This is a genomic window from uncultured Nocardioides sp. (genome assembly GCF_947489365.1).
Classification (GTDB): Bacteria; Actinomycetota; Actinomycetes; order Propionibacteriales; family Nocardioidaceae; genus Nocardioides.
Genome location: NZ_CANLDB010000002.1, coordinates 154261 through 174717 on the forward strand (window position 1 = coordinate 154261; position 20457 = coordinate 174717).

Genomic DNA, 20457 nt, shown 5'->3' on the forward strand with positions numbered 1-20457 from the left:
CCGATGTAACCCCTACATCTTGTGACGTGTCTCCGGTGGTCGAGCAGCACGCGAGCCCTGGCGAGCGTGCGTCCCCGAGACCTCCGCTTGCGCCCGGAGCGCCAGGACGGGGCAGGCGCGGACGGCGCGGCGCGCCCGGGCGAGGAGGGCGGGTGGGACGCGGGCGTCGGCGACGACGGGGTAGCCCCACTCGTCGACGGTGACGAGCTCGGGCAGCAGCTCGGCGCAGAGCCCGTGGCCCCGGCAGGCGACCGGGTCGACGTGGAGAGTCACCGGTCCGCTCATCGCCAGCTCCTCTCGGGGGCGGGGACGGGGAGGACGCGACGGGCGGCGGCTCCTGCGCAGGGACGGCCCAGGCGGTGCAGGCCGACGTGGTCCCCGAGGGCGTCCAGCAGGCTGCGGACCATGGCCACCGTCCCGTCGGGGAGGTGGCAGGCCCCCCGGCCGGGGAGCAGCCCGAGCCGGGCCTGCAGGCGCTCGTCGCCGGCGGCGTCGAGGCGTCCCTCGGTGAGCAGCGCCAGGTCGTCGGCGATGGCCGGGAGACCGTTGCGACAGGGGCCGCACTGACCGGCACTGCCGCGGGCCAGATGGGCGACGAGCGAGGCGGTCTCCGCGACCGGGCAGTGCTCCGGCGGCAGGACCGCCAGCGTCGACGACCTCAGCCGCTGCGGCGCGACCCTCCCCGGCAGGTGCCAACGACCCATGGCGCCCCCGACCAGGACGGCGCCGACCGCCTCGGGACGGACGTCCGCGGCGAGCAGCACGCCCCCGACGGCGGCGTCCGTCGCGACCTCGAGGACGAGGCTGCCGCGGACGTCGCTGACCGTGACCAGCCGGGTGCCGGGCTCGCAGGCCTCACCGACCTGCGCGAACCAGGCGGGACCCCGGTGGGCCAGTGCGGCGAGCTGCGCGAGCGTCTCGACGTTCGAGGTGAGCGTCGGGCGGCCCCCGAGGCCGGAGACGACAGGAAGTACCCGGGTCGCTGTCGGCTGTGCGGGCCCGCCGGCCAGGTGGCGCAGCATCGCGGTCTCCTCGCTGGCGACGTATCGACGCGGCAGCGCGTGGACCCGCACGGGAACCGGGTCGTGCCGCGCGGCCAGGGCGGCGTGGAGGGCATCGACCGACGCCCCCCGCTCGACGACCAGCCAGGCGCTCGCCGCGCCGGTCGCGGCGGCGGCGACCTGGACTCCGTCCAGGACGAGGTGGGGCGCGAGGGCCAGCAGGGTGGCGTCCTTCCTGCTCCCCGGCTCACCTTCGGCCCCGTTCGCGACGACGACCGCGTCGCCGCGCGACCGGGTGGCGACCGTGGCGAGCTTCCTGTGCAGCGGGAACGACGCCCCGCCGCGGCCGGTGAGCGCCACCTCCTCGAGGGCGCGGACCAGGGCGCCCGCGGCGACCACGGGCAGCGGCCCCCAGTGCGTCCGGTGGGCGGGGAGGTCGGCGCCGGGTCCCCGGCCGGGGCCGCCCGCGAGCAACCGGGGCACCTCAGGGACGGCCATGCGGCCCGCGGACGGCGCGGCGAGGGCGGGCGCGCTCATCGGGAGTCCCCCGCGAGGCTGCGGACCGGGCGGTCCTCGTCGGCGTCCTGCGGCAGCAGACGGACGACGAGCGCAGCGAGGACGACGAGCAACGACACGACCACGACCCACAGGCCCCAGGACGACGCGTCGGTGCCGGCACCGAGGAAGTGCAGCGCCGCGAGCGGCCAGGCGGCGTACGCCGTCCAGTGGACCGCCCGCCACACCCGTCGACCGAGACGGTCGCGCAGCAGGGAGGTCACGACCAGGAGCAGGAGCACGTCGATCGTGAGCGTGCCGAGCCCGACCCAGAAGCGGTCGTAGGTGGAGGCGAAGGGCACGATCCCCGCCCACCAGCCGACGTCGACGTACCCGTCCAGCACGGTGGCGGCCAGGTGGACGGCGAGGAAGCCGAGCGCGAGGAGCGACAGGTTGCGGTGCAGGTCCTGGGTGGCGAACCGTGGCCAGCGCGGGGAGGCGACGGCCCGCCGGGTCGCGGCGACGCCGAGCGCGGTCACGACCGTGAGCAGCAGGAACGCCATGACACCGCTGGCTCGACTGAGCGTCCACAGCGGGTTCTGGCCCACTGCGGAGAGGAGCTGGTCCACGTCAGGCCCCCACTCCGACGACCGTGGCTTCCGGCACGGGCCATCGGCCGACCCGGACCTCCCGGCCGTCCCGCAGGACGAGGCGGGCGTCGAGGCCGGCGGCGTCCAGCCAGTCGCGGGCGCCCCCGCCACCGAGCAGCACCGCGACGGTCGAGCCCGTCTCCGCCTCCACGCAGGTGCCGGCGACCACGCTGGCGGTGAGCACGTCGCTGTCCGTCGGACGTCCCGACCGGGGGTCGACGAGGTGGTGCAGGGGCACACCACCCCGGCGCCACCGACGCGCGAGCGTGCAGGAGGTGGCGAGCGCCCCGTCGAGGACTCCGACGACCTGCTCCGGTCCTGAGGGCGCCCGGTCGAGGTGGGAGGACTCCCCCACCGCGACCTGCCACCCGCCCGCGGGAGCGGGGCCCGCGGTCGCGACGTCACCGCCCAGGCCGACGAGCACCCCACCGCCCGTCGCGGCGTGCGCGGCGTCGGCGGCGAGGTCGGCGGCGAGGCCCTTGGCCGTGGCGCCGAGGTCGAGGACGACGCCCGCGGGCACCCGGACCCAGGTGCCGTCGTCCGCGGTGCGGACCTCGACCCGGTCCCACCCCGGGACGCTCGCGACCGTCACCGGCATCGGCCCGTCGACGGGAAGCTCGTCGAAGGTGCGGTCGTAGCCGAGGTCGATCAGGGCCCGCCCCACGGTGGGGTCCACGAGGCCGTCGGTACGGCGCGCCGCGTCGAGGGCGACGTCCACCGCGAGGGCGAGCAGCGAGGAGACCGGGACGGCCGCACCGTCCGCGCGGTGCAGCGCGCTGAGCTCGGAGTCGGGGCGGAAGCTGCTCGTGGCGGCGTCGACCTGCTCGAGGACGTGGACGACGGCCGCACGGGCGGCCCCGAGGTGGTCGGGGTCGGTCGTGAGCAGCTGGACGCCGCAGCCGAGCGCCGTCCAGGAGCAGGAGCCGAGACCCTGGGCGAGAGCCCCGGCCTCGTCGCGCTCGGCGCGGGTGAGGACGTCCACGTCAGCTCCCACCGCTCGAGGCGGCGGGGGCGCCGGAGCCGCCGACGACCCGGCCCCCGGAGGTACTGGGCGAGGCCTGACGGGACGAGGCAGACCCGGCGTCGGAGGTCGTGGTCCCCGACCCGTCGGTGGAGGGGGTGGCCGCCTGGGCCGACTGCTGCGCCACCAGCACCCCGATCCCTGCCGTGCCCACCAGTGCGGTCGCGGCGATCGAGGCGGTGATCCGGCGCACGCGACGGCCCGCGAGCTCCCGGTCGAACGGAGGTGAGGTGGTCATGGGACCAGCGTGGCCCGCACGCCTGTTCACTTCCCTGGTTGTTTCTGTGAGCCTGGTGTGACCGACGTCCTGGTCACTCCCGGCGGGGCCTGGGTGGGTGTGCGGGGGGTGGTCGGGTCTCGTGGACGTGGCCGGTGGGGGTGGTGGTCTCCACGACGTGGGTGCCGTCGGGGTCGTGTCGGGTCTTGGACCGCCATCCGGGGGCCTGCTTGGCGTAGTTGCAGGCCTCGCACAGGCCCTGGCCGTTGTCGGCGGACGTGGGGCCGCCTTCCTCGACCGGCGTGGCGTGGTCGGTGTGGCGGATGGGGGCGCCGCACCAGGGGTTGCGGCAGTACCGGTCCCGGCGACGCAGGAACAGCGCGAGGAGCAGCGGGAAGCAGCGGGCGGCGGACTCCATCGCGACGAGCTGGCCGGTGGCGGGGTCGGTGAAGATCCTGCGGAAGACGCCGAGGGTCTCCACGGCGTCGGCGGTGAGGGAGCGGGCGAGGTCGGCGGGGACCTCCCCGTACCCGTCGACCCACCCGAACGCATTCGGCACCTGCGCGGCGTGCGACCCCTCGGGCAGCAGCGCGTCCAGTGGCACGGTCACGTCGACGTGCACCGGGACCGGCTCGGACACCGGGTCACGCCCGGTGACGCGTCCGACGAGGGTGTCGGCCATGACCTGACCCCGCGACCGCTCGTCACCGGCAGCGCGGGCCTGGTCCGCAGCGAGCGTCAACGCGGCGATGAGGGCGACGCCCTCCTTGACGGGCAGCAACGCCGAGAGCCGCAGCATCGTGTCGGGCGCGGGCCGCGAGGAGACGTGCCGGTCGGCCTCCGCAGCAGCGCGACGCCGGACCGCGCCCGCGGGGTCCGCGGCACACGCCAGGGCCTCCGCGGCACCGCGGGCCTGCCAGTCGTTCATCGCACACAACCGCTCGGCCCGCTCAGGGTCACCGGCGAGCTGGGCGTCCACCGCGCGGCGGTCGTCCAGGTCGAGCCACACGATCCGCCCCAGGATCAGCGACACCCGCCGCTCGGTCAGACGCCCTTCACGCCACAACTCCGCCAGGTGCGGCAGCGACGCGACCTCGCGGGCCAGCCCCAGGTGCGCGGACCCCCGTGACGGCGGCTCGCGGCGCGCCAGCGCGATCTGGTGCCCGATCCCGCGCCCCACCCGCGACCCACGCACGCCCGCGGCTTCCTGCCGGGCGACCGCGGCGGCGTACACACCCCGCGCCGCCGTCGCCTGCGCCGACTCCGCGACACACTTCAGGGTCTCCAGCGCACCGATCACGTCGATCAGGTCCACCTCGCAGGCACCCCGCGAATCGAGCGCGCCGAGACCACGGACGAAGGCCCGCGCAGCAGCCACGGGGTCCTCCCGCACCATCGTCTCGATCACCGACGTTTCGCTCATGTGTTCGATTGTATTCGCGACCACCGACAGCGGTGGGCACGGAAATGCCTTTCCCGGGAATCTGTGGAAAAGAATTCCACGACAGGGATCGGGGTCCAGGCGCTGTCGTTCGCCTCCACCCCACCCGGGGGGTCAGCGCATCAGCCGGCCAGCCAGAGCAGCGCCGGCGCCGCCTGCGCGGTGGCGCGGCGGACCTGGTCCTGCTGATTGGTCGGCACCCGGCCGTCCAGGACGTCGGAGGTCGCGTCGTCGTACGCGATCGCGCCGGCCTCGGGGCCGTCGATCGCCTGGAGCTGCTCGACGGCTCCGGCGGCGGCCGCGGCGGCGTCGGTCTCGCCGTGGGTCCCGAGCGCCCAGCCGGCGAGGCCGGTGGTGTTGGCGTTGGCCTGCGGGCCCTCCTCGCCCGCGAGGCCGCCGTCGGCGTCCTGCTGGGAGACGAGCCACTGCGCGGCGTCGTCGAGAGCGTCGGAGAGGCCGTCGACCTCGCCGTCGAGCTCGTCCGCGACCGGACCGAGCGTCAGCAGCACGATCGCGGTGGTGTCGTTGTCGGGCGAGGAGTTGCCGTCGCCCTCGCACGTCTCGTCGGAGGCCCGCGGGCTCGCGAAGGCCGCGCGGAACCAGCCGTCGTCGCACTGCTGCTCGAGCAGGAACTCCGCGACGGGGGCGGCGTCCTCGCTGCCGGCGTCGTGCAGGGCGCGGGCGCCGTACGCCTGGCCGATGACGTTGGAGTAGTCCTCGTCGGCGTCGTCGACGATCCGGCCGGTCGAGGGACCCTCGTCGACGACGAGGTCCTCGAGCTGCTGGAGCAGCACGCCGGGGTCGGCGTCCTGGGTCTGCAGGAAGTACAGCGCCTTGGCGGTGGCGCCGGAGTACACGTCGTCGCCCAGGGTCGTGTACGACGCCTGGTCGGTGCGGACCGCGTCCGTCACGGTCGCCACGGGCTCGTCGTACCCGCCGATGGTGTCGAGCGCCATCCCGACGTCGATGCTCAGGCCGAGGTCGTCGGTGGCGAACTGGTCGTTGCGGATCACCCCGTCGGTCAGCTGCTCGGCGAGCCAGTCCCCGGCGGCGGTGGCCTGGGGGGTGGCCGCGGGCACGCCGGAGGACGACGACGCCGAGGAGGACGAGGACGACGACGGGCCGTCCGAGGAGGAGCCGCACCCCGCGAGCAGCAGGCTCGTGGCCGCGAGGGCGGCTGCGGCGGCACGGACACGGGGGCGGGACGACACGTCGGCTACTCCATCCAGGTGAGGGCGGCGATCCCCTGCACGGTGGCACGGCGCCAGTCGCTGGGGGGAGGCACCCCCAGCCCGTACGCCTCACCGTCGGCGAGGTCGACGGCGTCGTACGCGACGGCGCCGCGGTCCACACCGCTGGTCAGCTGGAGCCCGGCGACCGCTTCCGCCGCCCGTGAGGCGGCGTCCACGTCGCCCCAGGCGCCGAGCGCCCGGGCCGCCAGGGCGGTGCTCACGGCGTTCGGTCCCTGGCCCTCGCCGCCGGCGAGCGAGCCGCCGTCGACCAGGCCGTCGGCGTCCTGCTGGGTCACGAGCCAGTCCGCGGCCGCGCCCATCGCCTGCTCGACGCCGTCGACCTCGCCGGCCAGCGGGCCGATCATCAGCAGCGCAAGGGCGGTGACGTCGGTGTCCGGGGCGCCGCCGTCGGTGTCGCAGGTCTGGTTCGGGGAGTCCAGCTGGGAGAAGCCGACCCGGAAGTAGCCCTCCGCGCACTGCTGGTCGAGCAGGAAGTCCACGACGTCCTCGGCACGGTCGCTGCCCGCGTCGACCAGCGCACGAGCGCCGTACACCTGGCCCTCGACGTCCCCGATCTCGTCGAGGGTGGAGGTGCGCAGCCGCCCGGGGAAGGCCGGGTCGGTGGACGCGACCTGCTCGAGGGTTCCCTGGAGACCGGCCGGGTCACCGCCGGCCAGCTGCAGCAGCAGCAGCGCCTTGGCGCTGGGACCGACGAGACGCTCGCGGCTCCTGATCGTGTACGCGACCCGCTGCTCCTCGATCGCGGTGGCGATCTCCTCGACCTCGGTGTCGTGGCCGCCGGTCTCGACCAGGGAGAGCCCCAGGTCGACGGTGGCGTCGAGGTCGATCTCGTCGCGCTCGTCGTCGCGCAGGGCACCGCGGACGAGCTGGCCGGTCATCCAGTCGGCGGCGGCGTCGGAGCGCACCGCGGGCTCCGGGTCGACGACCACCCGGGTGCGCGGCTGGGGCGCCCCGCCCGCGAGGGAGAACGACAGGACGACCAGGAGCAGCACGACGCCGAGGACCACGGCGGGGACGACCCACCGCCGCCCGGGTGCGGGCGGGCTCTGGTCGGTGTCGCCGGCCGACGGCTCGGCGTCGGGCGGGGTGGCGTCGGAGCTCACGTCAGGTCAGGCGCTCGAGGACGAGCTCGCGCACCCGGGCGGCGTCCGCCTGCCCGCGCATCTCCTTCATGACCGCACCGATGAGCGCGCCGGCGGCCTGGACCTTGCCGTCACGGATCTTCTGGGCGACGTCGGGGTTCGCGGCGATCGCGGAGTCCACCGCGGCGCCCAGCGCGCCGTCGTCCGAGACGACCGCGAGACCGCGGCGCTCGACGACCTCGGCCGGGGTGCCCTCGCCCGCGAGCAGGCCGTCGAAGACCTGGCGGGCGAGCTTGTCGTTGATGGTGCCCGCGTCGACCAGGGCCTGGACCTCGGCGACCTGGGCGGGCGTGACGTCGAGGTCGGCGAGCTCGACGCCGGCGTCGTTGGCGCGTCGTACGAGCTCGGAGCCCCACCACTTGCGGGCGGCCTGCGGCGAGGCGCCGGCCGCGACGGTCTCCTCGACGAGCAGCAGTGCCCCGGCGTTGACCACGTCGCGCATCTCGGGCTCGCTGAAGCCCCACTCCTCGGCCAGCCGCGAGCGCTTGGCGGTCGGGTTCTCCGGCAGGGTCCCGCGGAGCTCGTCCACCCACTCCGCCGGCGGCGCCACGGGGACGAGGTCGGGCTCGGGGAAGTAGCGGTAGTCCTCGGCGTCCGACTTGGCGCGACCGGACGTCGTGATGCCGGTGTCCTCGTGCCAGTGACGGGTCTCCTGCGTGATGGAGCCGCCCGCGGCGAGGACGGCGGCGTGGCGCTGCATCTCGTAGCGGACGGCCCGCTCGACGGAGCGGTAGGAGTTCACGTTCTTGGTCTCGGTGCGGGTGCCGAGGGCATCGGTGCCGCGCGGGGCGAGGGAGAGGTTGACGTCCGCGCGCAGGTTCCCGCGGTCCATGCGGGCCTCGGAGACACCCAGGGCGACGATGAGCTCGCGCAGCTGCGCGACGTACGCGCGGGCGACCTCGGGCGCGCGGGCGCCGGCTCCGCGGATCGGCTTGGTGACGATCTCGATGAGGGGGATCCCGGCGCGGTTGTAGTCGACCAGGGAGTAGTCGGCGCCGTGGATGCGCCCGGAGGTGCCGACGTGGGTGGACTTGCCGGTGTCCTCCTCCATGTGGGCGCGCTCGATCTCGACGCGGACGACCTCGCCGTCGGTGAGCGTGACGTCCATGAAGCCCTCGAAGCAGATGGGCTCGTCGTACTGGGAGGTCTGGAAGTTCTTCGGCATGTCCGGGTAGAAGTAGTTCTTCCGCGCGAAGCGGCACCACTCGGCGATCTGGCAGTTCAGCGCCAGGCCGATGCGGATCGCGGACTCCACCGCGACGCGGTTGACGGCGGGCATCGAGCCGGGCAGGCCCAGGCAGGTCGGGCACACCTGGGTGTTCGGCTCGGCCCCGAACCCGGTGGGGCAGCCGCAGAACATCTTGGTCGCCGTCCCCAGCTCGACGTGGACCTCCAGGCCCAGCGCGGGGTCGAAGTCGGCGAGGACGTCGTCGTACGCCACGAGCTCAGCGGTCATGGCGCCCATCGTAGGTAGACCCGGCCGCCCGGTCTCATCTGGGCCGATGCGGCGCCCCCGGTGACGCCGAGTCGGCCCGAACGCACCGCCGTACGACGCCGAGTCGGCCCGAAGGCACCGCCGTACGACGCCGAGTCGGCCCGAACGCACCGCCGTACGACGCTGAGTCGGCCCGAACGCACCGCCGTACGACGCCGAGTCGGCCCGAAGTCATACGTTCGGGCCGACTCGACGCCCACAAGACGCACGTTCGGGCCGACTCGGCGCCCAGAAAGCGTACGTTCGGGCCGACTCGGCGCCCAGGAAGCGTGCGTTCGGGCCGACTCGGTTACTCCGGCGGGGTCTGGGGGCCACCCCACTGCTGCTGCAGCAGGGCCTCCAGGGCGGCGCCGACGCGGTAGCACCGGTCGTCGGCGAGCGCGGGCGCCAGGACCTGGAAGCCGACGGGGAGGCCGTCCTCGGGGGCCAGGCCGGCGGGGACCGAGATGCCGGGGACGCCCGCGAGGTTGGCGGGGATGGTGGCGAGGTCGTTGAGGTACATCGCCACCGGGTCGTCGAGCTTCTCCCCCAGCCGGAACGCCGTGGTCGGTGCGGTGGGGCTCACCAGGACGTCGACCTGCTCGAAGGCCGCCGCGAAGTCCCGCGAGATCAGCGTGCGGACCTTCTGCGCCTGGCCGTAGTAGGCGTCGTAGTAGCCGCTCGACAGGGCGTACGTGCCGAGGATGATGCGGCGCTTCACCTCGTCGCCGAAGCCGGCGTCGCGGGTGGCGCGCATGACGTCCTCGGCGCTGGGCGAGTCCTGCTCCGGCATCACGCGGATGCCGTAGCGCATCGCGTCGAAGCGGGCCAGGTTGGACGACGCCTCGGCCGGGAGGATCAGGTAGTACGCCGCCAGCGCGTGCACGAACGACGGGCACGAGACCTCGACGACCTCGGCACCGGCGCCGCGGAGCAGCTCGACACCCTCGTCGAACCGCTGGCGGACGCCGGCCTGGTAGCCCTCGCCGCCGAGCTCCGCGACGACGCCGACCCGCAGCCCGGTCAGGTCGCCGGTCGCGCCGAGGCGCGCGGCCTCGACCGGGTCGGCGAGGACCTCGGTGGTGCTGGTGGAGTCGAGCGGGTCGTGACCGCCGATGACCTGCTGCAGGAGCGCCGCGTCGAGCACGGTGCGGGTGACCGGGCCGGCCTGGTCGAGCGAGTTCGCCAGCGCGACGAGGCCGTAGCGCGACACGGCGCCGTACGTCGGCTTGACCCCGACCGTGCCGGTGACGGCGCCGGGCTGGCGGATCGAGCCGCCGGTGTCGGTGCCGATGGCCAGGGGCGCCTCGAACGACGCGACCGCCGCCGCCGAGCCGCCGCCGGAGCCGCCGGGGATGCGGTCGTGGTCCCACGGGTTGCGCGTCGGGCCGTACGCCGAGTGCTCGGTGGAGGAGCCCATCGCGAACTCGTCCATGTTGGTCTTGCCCAGGATCGGCAGGCCGGCCTCACGCAGGCGGGCGACCACCGTGGCGTCGTACGGCGGCACCCAGCCCTCGAGGATCCTCGAGCCGCAGGTGGTGGGCAGGCCCTTGGTGGCCAGCACGTCCTTCACCGCGATCGGGACGCCGTCGAGCGCGGACGCCGGGGTGCCGGCGGCGCGGCGGGCGTCGGACGCCTCGGCCTGCGCGAGCGCGCCCTCGGCGTCGACGTGGAGGAACGCGTGGATCGGGCCGTCGACCGCACTGATGCGGTCCAGGTGCGCCCGGGTCAGCTCGACGCTGGTGGTCGAGCCGTCGGCGAGGGCGTCGGCCAGCTCGGCGGCCGTCCGGCGGGTCCAGTCGCTCACTGCTCGTCCCCCAGGATCCGCGGGACGGCGAAGCGCTGCTCCTGCGCGTCGGGCGCCCCGGAGAGCGCCTCCTCCGGCGTCAGGCTCGGCGTCACCACGTCCTCGCGGAACACGTTCGTCAGCGGCAGCGGGTGCGACGTGGGCGGGACGTCGTCCGAGGCCACCTCGGAGATGGACGCGACGGAGTCGAGGATCACCGACAGCTGGGGCGCCAGGTGCTCCAGCTCGGCGTCGGACAGGTCGATCCGGGCGAGGTCGGCGAGGTGTCGCACCTCGTCGGCGCTGATCTGGGCCATGCACCCAGCCTAGGAGTGTGCGAGGTTCGGGATGATCCCGGCCCGGGCACCGGTTGGGGGACACGACAACCGATGTCCACGAAAGGACACTGCATGACCAAGGTCGCGATCGTCTACTACTCCTCCTACGGCACGGGCCAGGCCATGGCCGAGCGGCTCGAGCAGACCGCCCAGGGACTCGGCGCCGAGGTGCGCCGCCGTCACGTCGCCGAGACCGTCCCCGACGAGATCATCGCCGGCCAGGAGGGATGGAAGGCCCACCGCGACGCCGTCGCCGACGAGCCCACCGCCAGCCCGGACGACCTCGAGTGGGCCGACGTGGTCATCTTCGGCTCGGGCACCCGCTACGGCAGCGTCACCAGCCAGCTGCAGTCCTTCATCGACACCCTCGGCCCGCTGTGGGGCCAGGGCAAGCTCGCGGACAAGGTGTACGCCGGCTTCACGTCGACCTCGACCCTGCACGGTGGCCAGGAGACGACCCTCCTGGCGCTCATGACCACCTTCACCCACTTCGGCGGCATCATCGTCCCGCCGGGCTACACCGACCCGGTGAAGTTCGAGGACGGCAACCCGTACGGCGTGGGCATCGTCGCCGGCGAGAACGTCCCGACCGACGTCGACAACCGCGCGCTCGACCACCTCATCACCCGCGCGATCACGGTGTCGCAGAAGCTCGGCGCCTGAGCCACAGAACCTCTCGAGGCCCGTCTTCCCGTCCGGGGAGGCGGGCCTCGTCGCGTCCCGATCTCCGGCGGCACCACAACCGGATCCGACCCCCGCGGCATCTGACAGGGTGACCGACCACCGAGGGGGACCCGCATGGCCCGACCACCGAGCGACGAGGACTTCGCCGACCTCGTCCACGCCGCCTGGCCGTCGCTGTACCGAACGGCGTACCTGCTCCTCGGCGACGCGGCCGAGGCCGAGGACCTGACCCAGACCGCACTCGCGAAGACGTACGCCTCCTGGGGCCGGGTCCGCGAGCCCGCCGCCGCCCGCGGCTACGCCCGCACCGTGCTCGTCAACACCGCCACCTCGTGGTTCCGCCGGCGGTCGTGGCACAACGAGCTGCCCACCGAGACGCTGCCCGAGCGGCCTGCGCCCGAGGTCGGGAACGACGACCGCCCGGTGCTGCTCGCCGCCCTGGCCCGCCTGGCGCCCCGCCAACGGGCCGTGGTCGTCCTCCGCTTCTACGACGACCTGTCGGTCGCCGAGACCGCCCGCGCCCTCGGGATCACCGAGGGCACGGTCAAGTCCCAGACCTCCGTCGCCCTCGACCGGCTCCGTGCGGTGCTCGGCGACTCCTTCCTCCAGCCGTCCGACCAGGGGGCCTCCCATGACTGAGCCACTCACCCGCCTGCTCCACCGCGTCGGGGAGGACCTCGACGCGCCTCCCCCACCCGCCACGGCCGTGCTCGAGCGGGGTCGCGGCCTGCGGCGCCGTCGTACGGCCGTCCTCTCCGCCGGGGTGTCCGTGGCGGTCGTGGCGGTCCTGACCGGAGCGATGCTCCTGCCCGGCGGCGACACCGACAGGGCCGTCGACCCTGTCGCTCCTTCCGGTCCCACCCTCGACGGCGTCACCTTCGCCGTGGGCAACCAGGTGTACCTCGACGGCGGCGAGAAGGTGGTCGAGATCGACGACCGTGCCGTGAAGTCGCTCTACTACAGCTCCGCCGGCGTCCTGGTCCGGCACGGGAACAACACGGCCTCGGACGGCGGCGGCCCGCAGCGCTTCACGCTCATCAGGCCCGACGGCACGCTCAGCCCGGTCTCCGTCGAGACCGAGGAGAACGCCCACGGGGTCGACCCCGACCAGCCCTACCTGGCCTGGACCGAGGTCGTCGAGAGCGGCGTCGAGGTCGTCGTCCACGACGTCGACACCGACACCGAGGTCGCCCGACTCCCGGTCCAGGGGCGCTTCACCTGGTCCCCGCCGCCGGTGGCGCTGGACGGCGACACCGTCTACGTCGGCGGACGGCCCGGCAACGACCCCGCCCTGCTCGCCGTCGACTGGCGCACGGGCGAGGTCGCCGAGAGCGACCGGACGGCGTACTTCCCCGAGCCCAGGAAGGAGCGGACGATCGAGTACGACGGGCGACCCGCGGTCGTCGACCTCGCGAGCGGTGAGGTCCTGCACACGGCCTCGAGCCGGGACTCCTTCCTCACGCTCTCGCCCGACGGCCGACTCGTCGCCGAGTCGGGGTTCGACGAACGCGCCTTCGAGGACCTGGACGCCACGGTCGTCGACCTCGACTCAGGCGCCGAGTTCGGGATGCCGGGCAGCCAGGTCGGCTGGTCGACGAGCGGGCAGCCGTTCGTCGTCGGCGCGGACGAGGTGACGGTCTGCGACGGCACCTCGGGCGACTGCCTGACCGAGGAGCTCGACCTGGGGCGCGGGCAGCCCCAGGTGCAACTCGGCGGTCGGACCTACGAGTCCTGAACCACGGTCCCGACCGAGGCGCCGGCGACCACCCGCTCCGCCTCCAGCACCCGGTCGCAGACCTCGCCCAGCAGCGGGGCGTCGTGGGACACCACCAGCATCCCGACGCCCCGCTCGGCGGTGACCGCCAGCAGGTCCCGCCACAGCGCGGCCTGCGTCAGCGGGTCGAGGCTGGCGGAGATCTCGTCGGCGACGAGGTAGCGCGGCGAGGCCAGCAGTGCCCGCGCGAGACTGACCCGCTGGAGCTCGCCGCCGCTGATCTCGTGGGGGAAGCGGTCGAGCCAGGACTCCTCGACCAGGCCGGGCTCGGCCTTGCCGGGCGGACCGGCCTCGGCCAGGACCTGCCCGACCCGCCAGCGGGGGTTCATCGCCGCGAACGGGTCCTGCGCGACCAGCTGCACCGGTCGGGGGCCGCCCCGGTGGGTGGCGAGGTCCCGCCGGTCCACGAGCACCCGGCCGCGCGCCGGACGCACGATCCCGCAGGCGATGCGGCCGAGCGTGGTCTTCCCGCACCCGCTGGGCCCGACGAGACCGACCACCTCGCCCGGGCCCACGGCCAGCGAGGCACCCTGCAGCAGCCAGTCGGCGCGGGGATGAGCGAACCAGACGTCCTCCAGCTCCAGCATCAGCCGACCGCACGACCGGTCCGGCCGGGGGCCGGTGCCCGGAACCCGTGGCCGGGCAGCGCCTGCCACAGGGCCCGTGTGTAGGGGTGCCCGAGCCGCGCGCCCTCCCCGGCGAAGTCCTCGACGGCGGCCTCGTCGACCGTGCGGCCGCGCTCGCACACCACCACCCGGTCGGCCACCGTGAGTGCCCCGCGCAGCTCGTGGGTGATCAGCAGGACGCCCGCCCCGTCGTCGGCGAGGCGCCGCAGCCCGCCGAGGGCCTCGGCGACGGCCGCCGGGTGCAGGCCCGGGGTGGGCTCGTCCGCGATGACGACCGACGGCCGGCCCATCCCGGCGATCGCGCCGATCACCCGGCGGGCCATCCCCCCGGAGAGCTCGTGCGGGTGCCGTCGTACGACGGAGGGGTCGAGGTCGCGCGCCGCCAGCGCCTGGGCGGCCGCCGCCGCCGGGTCCGCCCGTCCGGCGAGGACGGCGGCCCGCCGGACCTGCGCGCCGACGGTGGCCGTCGGGTCGAGCGCGGAGGCCCCCTGCGGCAGCAGCACGACCTCCCGGCCCGCCAGCCCACGCCGGGCGGCCTGGTCCAGGTCGCGGCCGTGGTGGCGCACGACGCCGCTCGCGACGGCGTTCGGCGGCAGGATCCCGAGGACGGCCTGGCCCAGCAGGCTCTTGCCCGCCCCGCTCGCGCCGATGAGGGCGACGACCTCGCCGGCGTGCACGTCGAGATCCATGCCGAGCACCGCGTCGACGACGCGGCGGCGCAGGCCGCGCTCGTACTGGACGAAGCTGACGCGCAGGTCCTCGACCTGCAGGACGGGGTGCTCGGGCTCGACGCTCACAGGTGGTGGCTCCTCGGGTCGACGAGGGCACGCGCGGACGTGCCGATCGTGTCGATGAGCTTCACGACGACCAGCAGCGCGAGGCCCGGCAGCAGCGCGAGCCACCAGTGGCCCGCCGAGAGGGAGCGCATGGACTCCGACAGCATCACGCCGATCGCCGGCAGGCTCGGGTCGATCCCGAGGCCCAGGAACGACAGCGACGCCTCGTGGAGGATCGCGTGGGGGAACATCAGGACCGTCCCGACCGACAGCTGCGGCAGCAGGTGCGGCACGAGGTGACGGCGGGCGACGTAGGCCCGGCCGTGGCCGAGACCGCGCGAGATCGCGACGTGGTCCGAGCCTGCCACCTCCCGGGCCACCGCGGTCAGCACCAGCGTCAGCCGCGGCCAGTGGGTGACCGCGATCGCGAGGACGACCGCGGCCGTCCCGCCGCCCAGCGCGAACGTGATGAGGATCAGCAGCACGAGGTGCGGGAGGGCGAGGAACAGGTCGACGAGCCAGGTCACGACCGCCTCGCCGACCCGGCCGCCGGCCACCGCGACGAGCGCGAGCAGCAGCGCGATCGCACCGGAGCCGAGCGCGGCCGACGTCCCGACGACCAGGCTGAGCCGGAGCCCGACGAGGGTCCTCTCCAGCACGTCGCGGCCGAGCCGGTCGGTGCCGAAGGGGTGGTCGAGCGACGGCCCGGCGTTCCGCCCGGGCAGGTCGGTGTCGCCGGCGGTCCCCGAGACGATCGCGGCGGCCACGACCACCCCGAGGACCACGAGGAGTGCCAGGCCCAGCCACGCCAGGGTCCGCGTACGGCGCCCGCGCCCCGGCAGGACGGCGTCCTCGTGCCCGGTGTCGAGGGCGAGGTCGTCGGTGGTGCGGACGAGGAGGCTCATGCGGCGAGCACCGCCGCCCGGGGGTCGACGACCCGGCCGAGCACCCGCCCGACCGCGTTGCCCGCCAGCACGATCAGTGCGGTGACCGCCGCGATCCCGAGCAGCAGCGGCACGTCCTGCCGCAGCGCCGCCTGGGTGGTCGCCTCCCCCAGGCCGGGGTAGGTGAACACCTGCTCGGCGAGCAGGGAGCCGCCGAACAGCTCACCGATGGTGGCGAACTGCAGCACGACGGCCGGTCCGGCGGCGTTGCGCAGCACCCGGTGCAGGACCAGTCCCCACGGCGTCTCGCCCTGGGCCCGCGCGAACGCGACGTGGTCGCTGCCCAGGGCCTCGACCACGGCCTGGCGGGTGTGCAGCAGCACCGGCGAGACGCCGACCAGGCTCAGCGTGGCCGCGGGCAGCAGCAGGTGGTGCAGACGCTCGAGCATGGTCGCCTCGCCGGGCAGGGACCCCGCCGGGACCGCGCCACCGACCGGCGTCCAGCCCAGCGACACGGAGAAGAGGTAGAGCAGCAGCAGACCGACCCAGAAGGTCGGCGCGGAGGCGAGCAGGTAGGCCCACCAGCTGAGGACCCGGTCGACCCACGTGCCCGCGCGGACCCCGGCCAGGACCCCCATCGAGAATCCGAGGACGCCCGACAGGACCCAGGCGGTGGCCATCAGCGCCAGGCTCGCGGCGGCCCGGTCGGCGAGCACCACGGCGACCGGCTCGCCGAAGATCTGGGACTGCCCCAGGTCCCCGGTCACGACGTTGCCCGCCCAGGCCCCGAACCGCTCCAGGGGCGGGTCGTCGAGGCCCCACCGGTCGACGATCTGCTCGCGCTGCTCCGGTCCGATCGCGGCGACGTCGGCGCCGACGTACGCCTGGACCGGGTCGACCGGTGAGGCGGTCATCAGCCAGAAGGACCCGACGACGACCGCGAAGAGCAGCGAGAGGACCCGGGCCGTGCGCAGGGCGATCCGGGCGGGCGCGCTCAGCACCGCCAGGCCCACTCCGTGATGTTCGCCGTGATCGGCCAGCCGTGGCCGTGGGGCTCGACCTGCGGGGTGCCGACGTCGAGGCAGTCGTCGGTGAGGTAGGTGTGCTCGAGGTTCACGAGCCACGCCCAGGCCGCGTCGGCCGGGGCCGTGAAGCCGTCGCCCTGGGCGTCGAGCTGTGCGGCCCGCCACTCCTCGTTCGCCTCGCCCTCGTCGGTGGCCGCCATGGCGGCGTCGAGGTGCTCGTCGACCGCCGCGGAGGAGTAGAAGCCGGGGTTGTAGTACTCCACCCCCGCCTGCGACGAGTGGTACAGGTTGTACATCTCCGTCGGGTCGTGGCTGCCCCACCCGAAGAGGACCGGGTCGGTGTGCAGCCGGCGGTCGATCTCCTCCCACGACACGCCCTCGGGGACGATCTCGACACCGGCGGGCTCGACCATGTCGGCCACGGCGAGCGCCAGGCCCTGCCGCAGCGAGTCGTCGGCGGAGTACAGCAGCGGGAACGAGGCCCGGACGCCGTCCTTCTCGCGGACGCCGTCGCCGTCGGAGTCGGTCCAGCCGGCCTCCTCGAGCAGGCGGGCGGCCTCCTCGGGGTCCGCGTCCTCGATGCCGGCGTCGGGGTTCGCCCACGGCGTGGAGTCCGCGGGCCCGATGGCGGGCGAGCCGTAGCCCTCGAGGATGCCGTCGACCAGGGCCTCCCGGTCGACCGCGACGTTGACGGCCCGGCGTACGGCGAGGTCCGCGGTGACGTCGTTGCCGATCGCCAGCCCGTCCTCGGTCTCCTCGCCGGTGTCGGGGACGGTCGGGAACACCAGCCCCCGGTTGTCCACGGACTCGACCACCGTCCAGTCCATGCCCTCGACGTCCTGGGTGGCCAGGGTCGACGGCAGCCCGGCCATGGCGACCTCGCCCGCCCGGGCGGCGGCCAGCGCGCCGTCCTCGTCGGCGAAGGAGAACACCACGCGATCGAACGCGGGAGCCTCGCCGTAGTAGTCGACGTTGCGCTCGACCACGAGCTGCTGGCCGCGCTGCCAGTCGACGAAGGTGAACGGCCCGGAGCCGACCGGGTTCGTGGCGTAGTCGTCGCCGTGTGCGTGCTCCGGGACGATGCCGAGGCTCACGAGGCGGTTCACGAAGGTGCTGCGGGGCTCGGTGAGGGTGAGCTCGACGGTGGTGTCGTCGACCGCCCTCGCCCCTTCGAGGGCGGTGACGTCCGTGAGCCCGCCCTGCTCGGAGGCGGTCTCGAAGGTGTAGGCGACGTCGTCGGCGGTGAGGGGCTCGCCGTCGCTGAAGACGACGTCGTCACGGATCTCGACCGTCCAGGTCAGGCCGTCGTCGCTGACCGACCAGTCGGTGGCGAGGTCACCCTCGACCGCGAGCTCGGCGTCGCGCCGCAGGAGGGTCGACTGGAAGAGCGGTGAGCCGTAGCGCCCCCAGCCGAGCGTGGGGTCGTAGCCCTCCTCGGACTCCCCGCCCAGGGCGAGCCGCAGCTCGGTGGGGGTCTCCCCCGGCGCCGCGGCGCCGCCGCCCACCGCCGTCTCACCGCCGCACGCGGTCAGGACCGCCATCCCCAGCACGGCCGTCGCCGTCAGTCCACCGAGCCTCACGCCGATCCGCCCCTCGTCCGCTGTTGCCACCAATGTGCAACAAGGACCCTAACCGGCAGCCGTGACGACGCACCCCTCCGACCGGGCAGGAGTGTCCGGTCGGGGTGCGAGCGGAGCGACCTACTCGGCGGCCTCGTCGTCGTCGTCGGCGGCGTCGGTGTCGGCGGGGGCCGCGGGCGGTCCGTCCTCCAGCAGGGACACGAACCCGGCCTCATCGAGCACCGGGACGCCGAGCTGCTCGGCCTTGTCGGCCTTGGAGCCGGCGTTGTCGCCGACCACGACGAAGTCGGTCTTCTTCGACACCGAGCCCGAGGCCTTGCCGCCACGGGCCAGGATCGCCTCCTTGGCGGAGTCGCGGCTGAAGCCCTCGAGCGAGCCGGTGACCACGACGGTCAGCCCCTCGAGCGTGCGCTCGACGGAGTCGTCCCGCTCGTCGGCCATCGACACCCCGGCGGTGGCCCAGGAGTCGACGATCCGGGTGTGCCACGGCACCGAGAACCACTCGATGACGGCCTCGGCGATGGTCGGCCCGACGCCCTCGGCGTCGGCGAGCTGCTGCTCGGTGGCGCCGCGGATCGCGGCCATCGAGCCGAACTCCTGGGCCAGCGCGCGGGCCGCCGTCGGCCCGACGTGGCGGATCGACAGCGCGACCAGGACCCGCCACAGCGGCACCTGCGTGGCCTTCGCCAGGTTGGCGAGCAGGCGCTCACCGTTGGCCGACACCACACGGCCGTCCACCGCCCGGTCGGTCTCGGTCCTCCTTGCCGCCCGGGTGAACAGCCCGGTGCGCAGCAGGGCGGCCTCGTCGAGGTCGAAGACGTCGCCCTCGTTGGCGATGACGCCGGCGTCGAGCAGCGCCACCGCCGCCTCGTAGCCGAGGCCCTCGATGTCGAAGGCGCCGCGGCTGGAGACGTGGAAGACGCGCTCGCGCACCTGCGCCGGGCAGTGCTCGTGGTTGGGGCACCGTCGGTCGCGGTCGCCCTCCTTCTGCTCGTACAGCTCGCTGCCGCACGCGGGGCACTCGGTGGGCATCACCCACTCGGGCAGGCCCTCGGGCCGCAGGTCGAGCACCGGGCCGACGATCTCGGGGATGACGTCGCCGGCCTTGCGGAGCACCACGGTGTCGCCGGGGCGGACGTCCTTGCGCCTGACCTCGTAGCCGTTGTGCAGCGTCGCCTTCTCGACCGTGGAGCCGGCGACCTTCGTCGGCTCCATCCGCCCGAACGGCGACACGCGCCCCGTCCGCCCGACCTGGACGTCGATCGCGAGCAGCTTCGCGTTGACCTCCTCGGGCGGGTACTTGAACGCGATCGCCCACCGGGGCGCCCGGCTCGTGGACCCCAGCCGCCGCTGGGCGGAGACGTCGTCGACCTTGATGACGATGCCGTCGATCTCGTGCTCGACGTCGTGCCGGTGCTCGGCGTAGAAGGCGATCATCTCGCGCGCGCCCGCCAGCCCCTCGACGACCTTGGCCCGCGCGGAGACCGGCAGGCCCCAGGCGGCCAGGGCGTCGTACGCCGTGGACTGCGACACCGCGCCGAAGCCCTCGCGGGCCCCGAGACCGTGGCAGACCATGTCGAGCGGACGGGTCGCGGTCACCCGCGGGTCCTTCTGCCGCAGGGAGCCCGCGGCGGCGTTGCGCGGGTTCGCGAACGGCGGGCGACCGGCGTCCGCCATCGTCTCGTTGAGCTGCTCGAAGGCGGCGGTGGGCAGGAAGATCTCCCCCCGGACCTCGACGAGGGCCGGGACGGGGAACTCGTCGGTGCCGCTCAACCGGTGCGGGACCGTGGCGAGGGTCTTCACGTTCGGCGTGACGTCCTCGCCGGTGCGGCCGTCGCCCCGGGTGAGCGCCCGCGTGAGCCGCCCGTCCGTGTAGAGCAGGTTGATGGCGAGCCCGTCGACCTTCAGCTCGCACAGCAGCGCCGGGTCGTCCACCCCCTCGCGACGCAGACGGTCGTGCCAGGTCAGCAGCTCGTCGTCGGTGAAGGCGTTGTCGAGGCTCATCATCGGCTCGAGGTGGTCGACCGCCGTGAACTCGGTCGAGACGGCCCCGCCGACGCGCTGGGTCGGCGAGTCGGGGGTCCGCAGCTCGGGGTGGGCCTCCTCGAGCTCCTCCAGCCGTCGCATCATCCGGTCGAACGCGGCGTCGTCCAGCGTCGGGCTGTCGAGCACGTAGTAGCGCCACCGGGCGTCCTCGACCTGCTCGACCAGGTCGCGGTGCTCCCCGCGCTCGTCGGACCCGGCGTCCTGCACCTCGCTCATGCCCACATCCTGCCGTGCCCCGCCGACA

Annotated in this window: 20 protein-coding genes; 3 read left to right on the forward strand and 17 right to left on the reverse strand. The window is 74.4% G+C overall.

Features of this window, described 5'->3' with window-relative positions; translation table 11 throughout:
- Positions 1-12: 12 nt before the first annotated feature.
- From Q0858_RS06000 to gatC, 11 genes are all read right to left on the reverse strand, one after another.
- Positions 13-285 (reverse strand): ferredoxin, encoded by a 273-nt coding sequence (locus Q0858_RS06000; protein ID WP_299051949.1) that lies wholly within the window; start codon positions 283-285, stop codon positions 13-15.
- Positions 282-1538, reverse strand: a complete 1257-nt coding sequence (locus Q0858_RS06005) for an NADH-ubiquinone oxidoreductase-F iron-sulfur binding region domain-containing protein (RefSeq protein ID WP_299051950.1) — start codon at positions 1536-1538, stop codon at positions 282-284. Before Q0858_RS06005 ends, Q0858_RS06000 begins: the two co-directional genes overlap by 4 nt.
- Positions 1535-2125 (reverse strand): ferric reductase-like transmembrane domain-containing protein, encoded by a 591-nt coding sequence (locus tag Q0858_RS06010; protein WP_299051951.1) that lies wholly within the window; start codon positions 2123-2125, stop codon positions 1535-1537. Before Q0858_RS06010 ends, Q0858_RS06005 begins: the two co-directional genes overlap by 4 nt.
- Position 2126: 1 nt before the next feature.
- Positions 2127-3128, reverse strand: a complete 1002-nt coding sequence (locus tag Q0858_RS06015) for an FAD:protein FMN transferase (RefSeq protein WP_299051952.1) — start codon at positions 3126-3128, stop codon at positions 2127-2129.
- 1 nt (position 3129) lies between these two features.
- Complete coding sequence (locus Q0858_RS06020) at positions 3130-3405, reverse strand: hypothetical protein (RefSeq protein ID WP_299051953.1); 276 nt, start codon at positions 3403-3405, stop codon at positions 3130-3132.
- 73 nt (positions 3406-3478) lie between these two features.
- Positions 3479-4807 (reverse strand): HNH endonuclease, encoded by a 1329-nt coding sequence (locus Q0858_RS06025; protein WP_299051954.1) that lies wholly within the window; start codon positions 4805-4807, stop codon positions 3479-3481.
- Between the two features lie 140 nt (positions 4808-4947).
- Positions 4948-6036, reverse strand: coding sequence for a hypothetical protein (locus tag Q0858_RS06030; RefSeq protein WP_299051955.1), 1089 nt, complete (start codon positions 6034-6036; stop codon positions 4948-4950).
- Positions 6037-6041: 5 nt separating this feature from the next.
- A complete protein-coding gene (locus Q0858_RS06035) occupies positions 6042-7181 on the reverse strand; it encodes a hypothetical protein (RefSeq protein ID WP_299051956.1) in 1140 nt (379 codons plus the stop codon).
- Between the two features lies 1 nt (position 7182).
- Positions 7183-8676: an Asp-tRNA(Asn)/Glu-tRNA(Gln) amidotransferase subunit GatB gene (gatB, locus tag Q0858_RS06040; protein WP_299051957.1), complete on the reverse strand. Its 1494-nt coding sequence runs from the start codon at positions 8674-8676 to the stop codon at positions 7183-7185.
- A 328-nt stretch (positions 8677-9004) separates the two neighbouring features.
- On the reverse strand, positions 9005-10501 hold the full coding sequence (gene gatA, locus Q0858_RS06045) for an Asp-tRNA(Asn)/Glu-tRNA(Gln) amidotransferase subunit GatA (protein ID WP_299051958.1): 1497 nt from the start codon (positions 10499-10501) through the stop codon (positions 9005-9007).
- Complete coding sequence (gene gatC / locus Q0858_RS06050) at positions 10498-10797, reverse strand: Asp-tRNA(Asn)/Glu-tRNA(Gln) amidotransferase subunit GatC (RefSeq protein ID WP_299051959.1); 300 nt, start codon at positions 10795-10797, stop codon at positions 10498-10500. The genes gatA and gatC overlap by 4 nt, the downstream gene beginning before the upstream one ends.
- A 93-nt stretch (positions 10798-10890) precedes the next feature.
- On the opposite strand from gatC, the gene wrbA reads away from it, so the two are divergent.
- The 3 genes from wrbA to Q0858_RS06065 all read left to right on the forward strand — a co-directional run bounded on the left by wrbA (position 10891) and on the right by Q0858_RS06065 (position 13237).
- Positions 10891-11481 (forward strand): NAD(P)H:quinone oxidoreductase, encoded by a 591-nt coding sequence (gene wrbA, locus Q0858_RS06055; RefSeq protein ID WP_299051960.1) that lies wholly within the window; start codon positions 10891-10893, stop codon positions 11479-11481.
- Between the two features lie 135 nt (positions 11482-11616).
- Positions 11617-12141 carry a SigE family RNA polymerase sigma factor gene (locus tag Q0858_RS06060; RefSeq protein WP_299051961.1) on the forward strand — a complete coding sequence of 175 codons (525 nt, stop codon included), beginning with the start codon at positions 11617-11619 and terminating at the stop codon, positions 12139-12141.
- Positions 12134-13237, forward strand: a complete 1104-nt coding sequence (locus tag Q0858_RS06065) for a hypothetical protein (RefSeq protein WP_299051962.1) — start codon at positions 12134-12136, stop codon at positions 13235-13237. The genes Q0858_RS06060 and Q0858_RS06065 overlap by 8 nt, the downstream gene beginning before the upstream one ends.
- Here Q0858_RS06065 and Q0858_RS06070 read toward each other — a convergent pair.
- The 6 genes from Q0858_RS06070 to ligA form a co-directional block, all read right to left on the reverse strand.
- The gene (locus Q0858_RS06070) at positions 13225-13863 is read right to left on the reverse strand and encodes an ATP-binding cassette domain-containing protein (RefSeq protein ID WP_299051963.1); all 639 of its coding nucleotides are present in this window, start codon (positions 13861-13863) and stop codon (positions 13225-13227) included. The genes Q0858_RS06065 and Q0858_RS06070 overlap by 13 nt on opposite strands.
- Positions 13863-14699: an ATP-binding cassette domain-containing protein gene (locus tag Q0858_RS06075; RefSeq protein ID WP_299051964.1), complete on the reverse strand. Its 837-nt coding sequence runs from the start codon at positions 14697-14699 to the stop codon at positions 13863-13865. Before Q0858_RS06075 ends, Q0858_RS06070 begins: the two co-directional genes overlap by 1 nt.
- On the reverse strand, positions 14696-15583 hold the full coding sequence (locus Q0858_RS06080; protein ID WP_299051965.1) for an ABC transporter permease: 888 nt from the start codon (positions 15581-15583) through the stop codon (positions 14696-14698). Before Q0858_RS06080 ends, Q0858_RS06075 begins: the two co-directional genes overlap by 4 nt.
- Entirely contained in the window at positions 15580-16575 is a 996-nt protein-coding gene (locus Q0858_RS06085; RefSeq protein WP_299051966.1) for an ABC transporter permease, read from the reverse strand. The genes Q0858_RS06080 and Q0858_RS06085 overlap by 4 nt, the downstream gene beginning before the upstream one ends.
- Entirely contained in the window at positions 16557-18167 is a 1611-nt protein-coding gene (locus tag Q0858_RS06090; RefSeq protein ID WP_299051967.1) for an ABC transporter substrate-binding protein, read from the reverse strand. The genes Q0858_RS06085 and Q0858_RS06090 overlap by 19 nt, the downstream gene beginning before the upstream one ends.
- Before the next feature lie 120 nt (positions 18168-18287).
- A complete protein-coding gene (gene ligA, locus Q0858_RS06095) occupies positions 18288-20429 on the reverse strand; it encodes an NAD-dependent DNA ligase LigA (RefSeq protein ID WP_299051968.1) in 2142 nt (713 codons plus the stop codon).
- Positions 20430-20457 lie beyond the last annotated feature (28 nt).

Bases quoted from the DNA above. Each gene is read 5' to 3' on its own strand.
- gatB (WP_299051957.1), bottom strand. From the start codon at position 8,676: ATGACCGCTGAGCTCGTGGCGTACGACGACGTCCTCGCCGACTTCGAC.
- Q0858_RS06080 (WP_299051965.1), bottom strand. From the start codon at position 15,583: ATGAGCCTCCTCGTCCGCACCACCGACGACCTCGCCCTCGACACCGGG.
- ligA (WP_299051968.1), bottom strand. From the start codon at position 20,429: ATGAGCGAGGTGCAGGACGCCGGGTCCGACGAGCGCGGGGAGCACCGC.
- wrbA (WP_299051960.1), top strand. From the start codon at position 10,891: ATGACCAAGGTCGCGATCGTCTACTACTCCTCCTACGGCACGGGCCAG.
- Q0858_RS06005 (WP_299051950.1), bottom strand. From the start codon at position 1,538: ATGAGCGCGCCCGCCCTCGCCGCGCCGTCCGCGGGCCGCATGGCCGTC.
- Q0858_RS06070 (WP_299051963.1), bottom strand. From the start codon at position 13,863: ATGCTGGAGCTGGAGGACGTCTGGTTCGCTCATCCCCGCGCCGACTGG.
- Q0858_RS06065 (WP_299051962.1), top strand. From the start codon at position 12,134: ATGACTGAGCCACTCACCCGCCTGCTCCACCGCGTCGGGGAGGACCTC.
- Q0858_RS06025 (WP_299051954.1), bottom strand. From the start codon at position 4,807: ATGAGCGAAACGTCGGTGATCGAGACGATGGTGCGGGAGGACCCCGTG.
- gatC (WP_299051959.1), bottom strand. From the start codon at position 10,797: ATGGCCCAGATCAGCGCCGACGAGGTGCGACACCTCGCCGACCTCGCC.
- Q0858_RS06020 (WP_299051953.1), bottom strand. From the start codon at position 3,405: ATGACCACCTCACCTCCGTTCGACCGGGAGCTCGCGGGCCGTCGCGTG.
- Q0858_RS06060 (WP_299051961.1), top strand. From the start codon at position 11,617: ATGGCCCGACCACCGAGCGACGAGGACTTCGCCGACCTCGTCCACGCC.
- Q0858_RS06000 (WP_299051949.1), bottom strand. From the start codon at position 285: ATGAGCGGACCGGTGACTCTCCACGTCGACCCGGTCGCCTGCCGGGGC.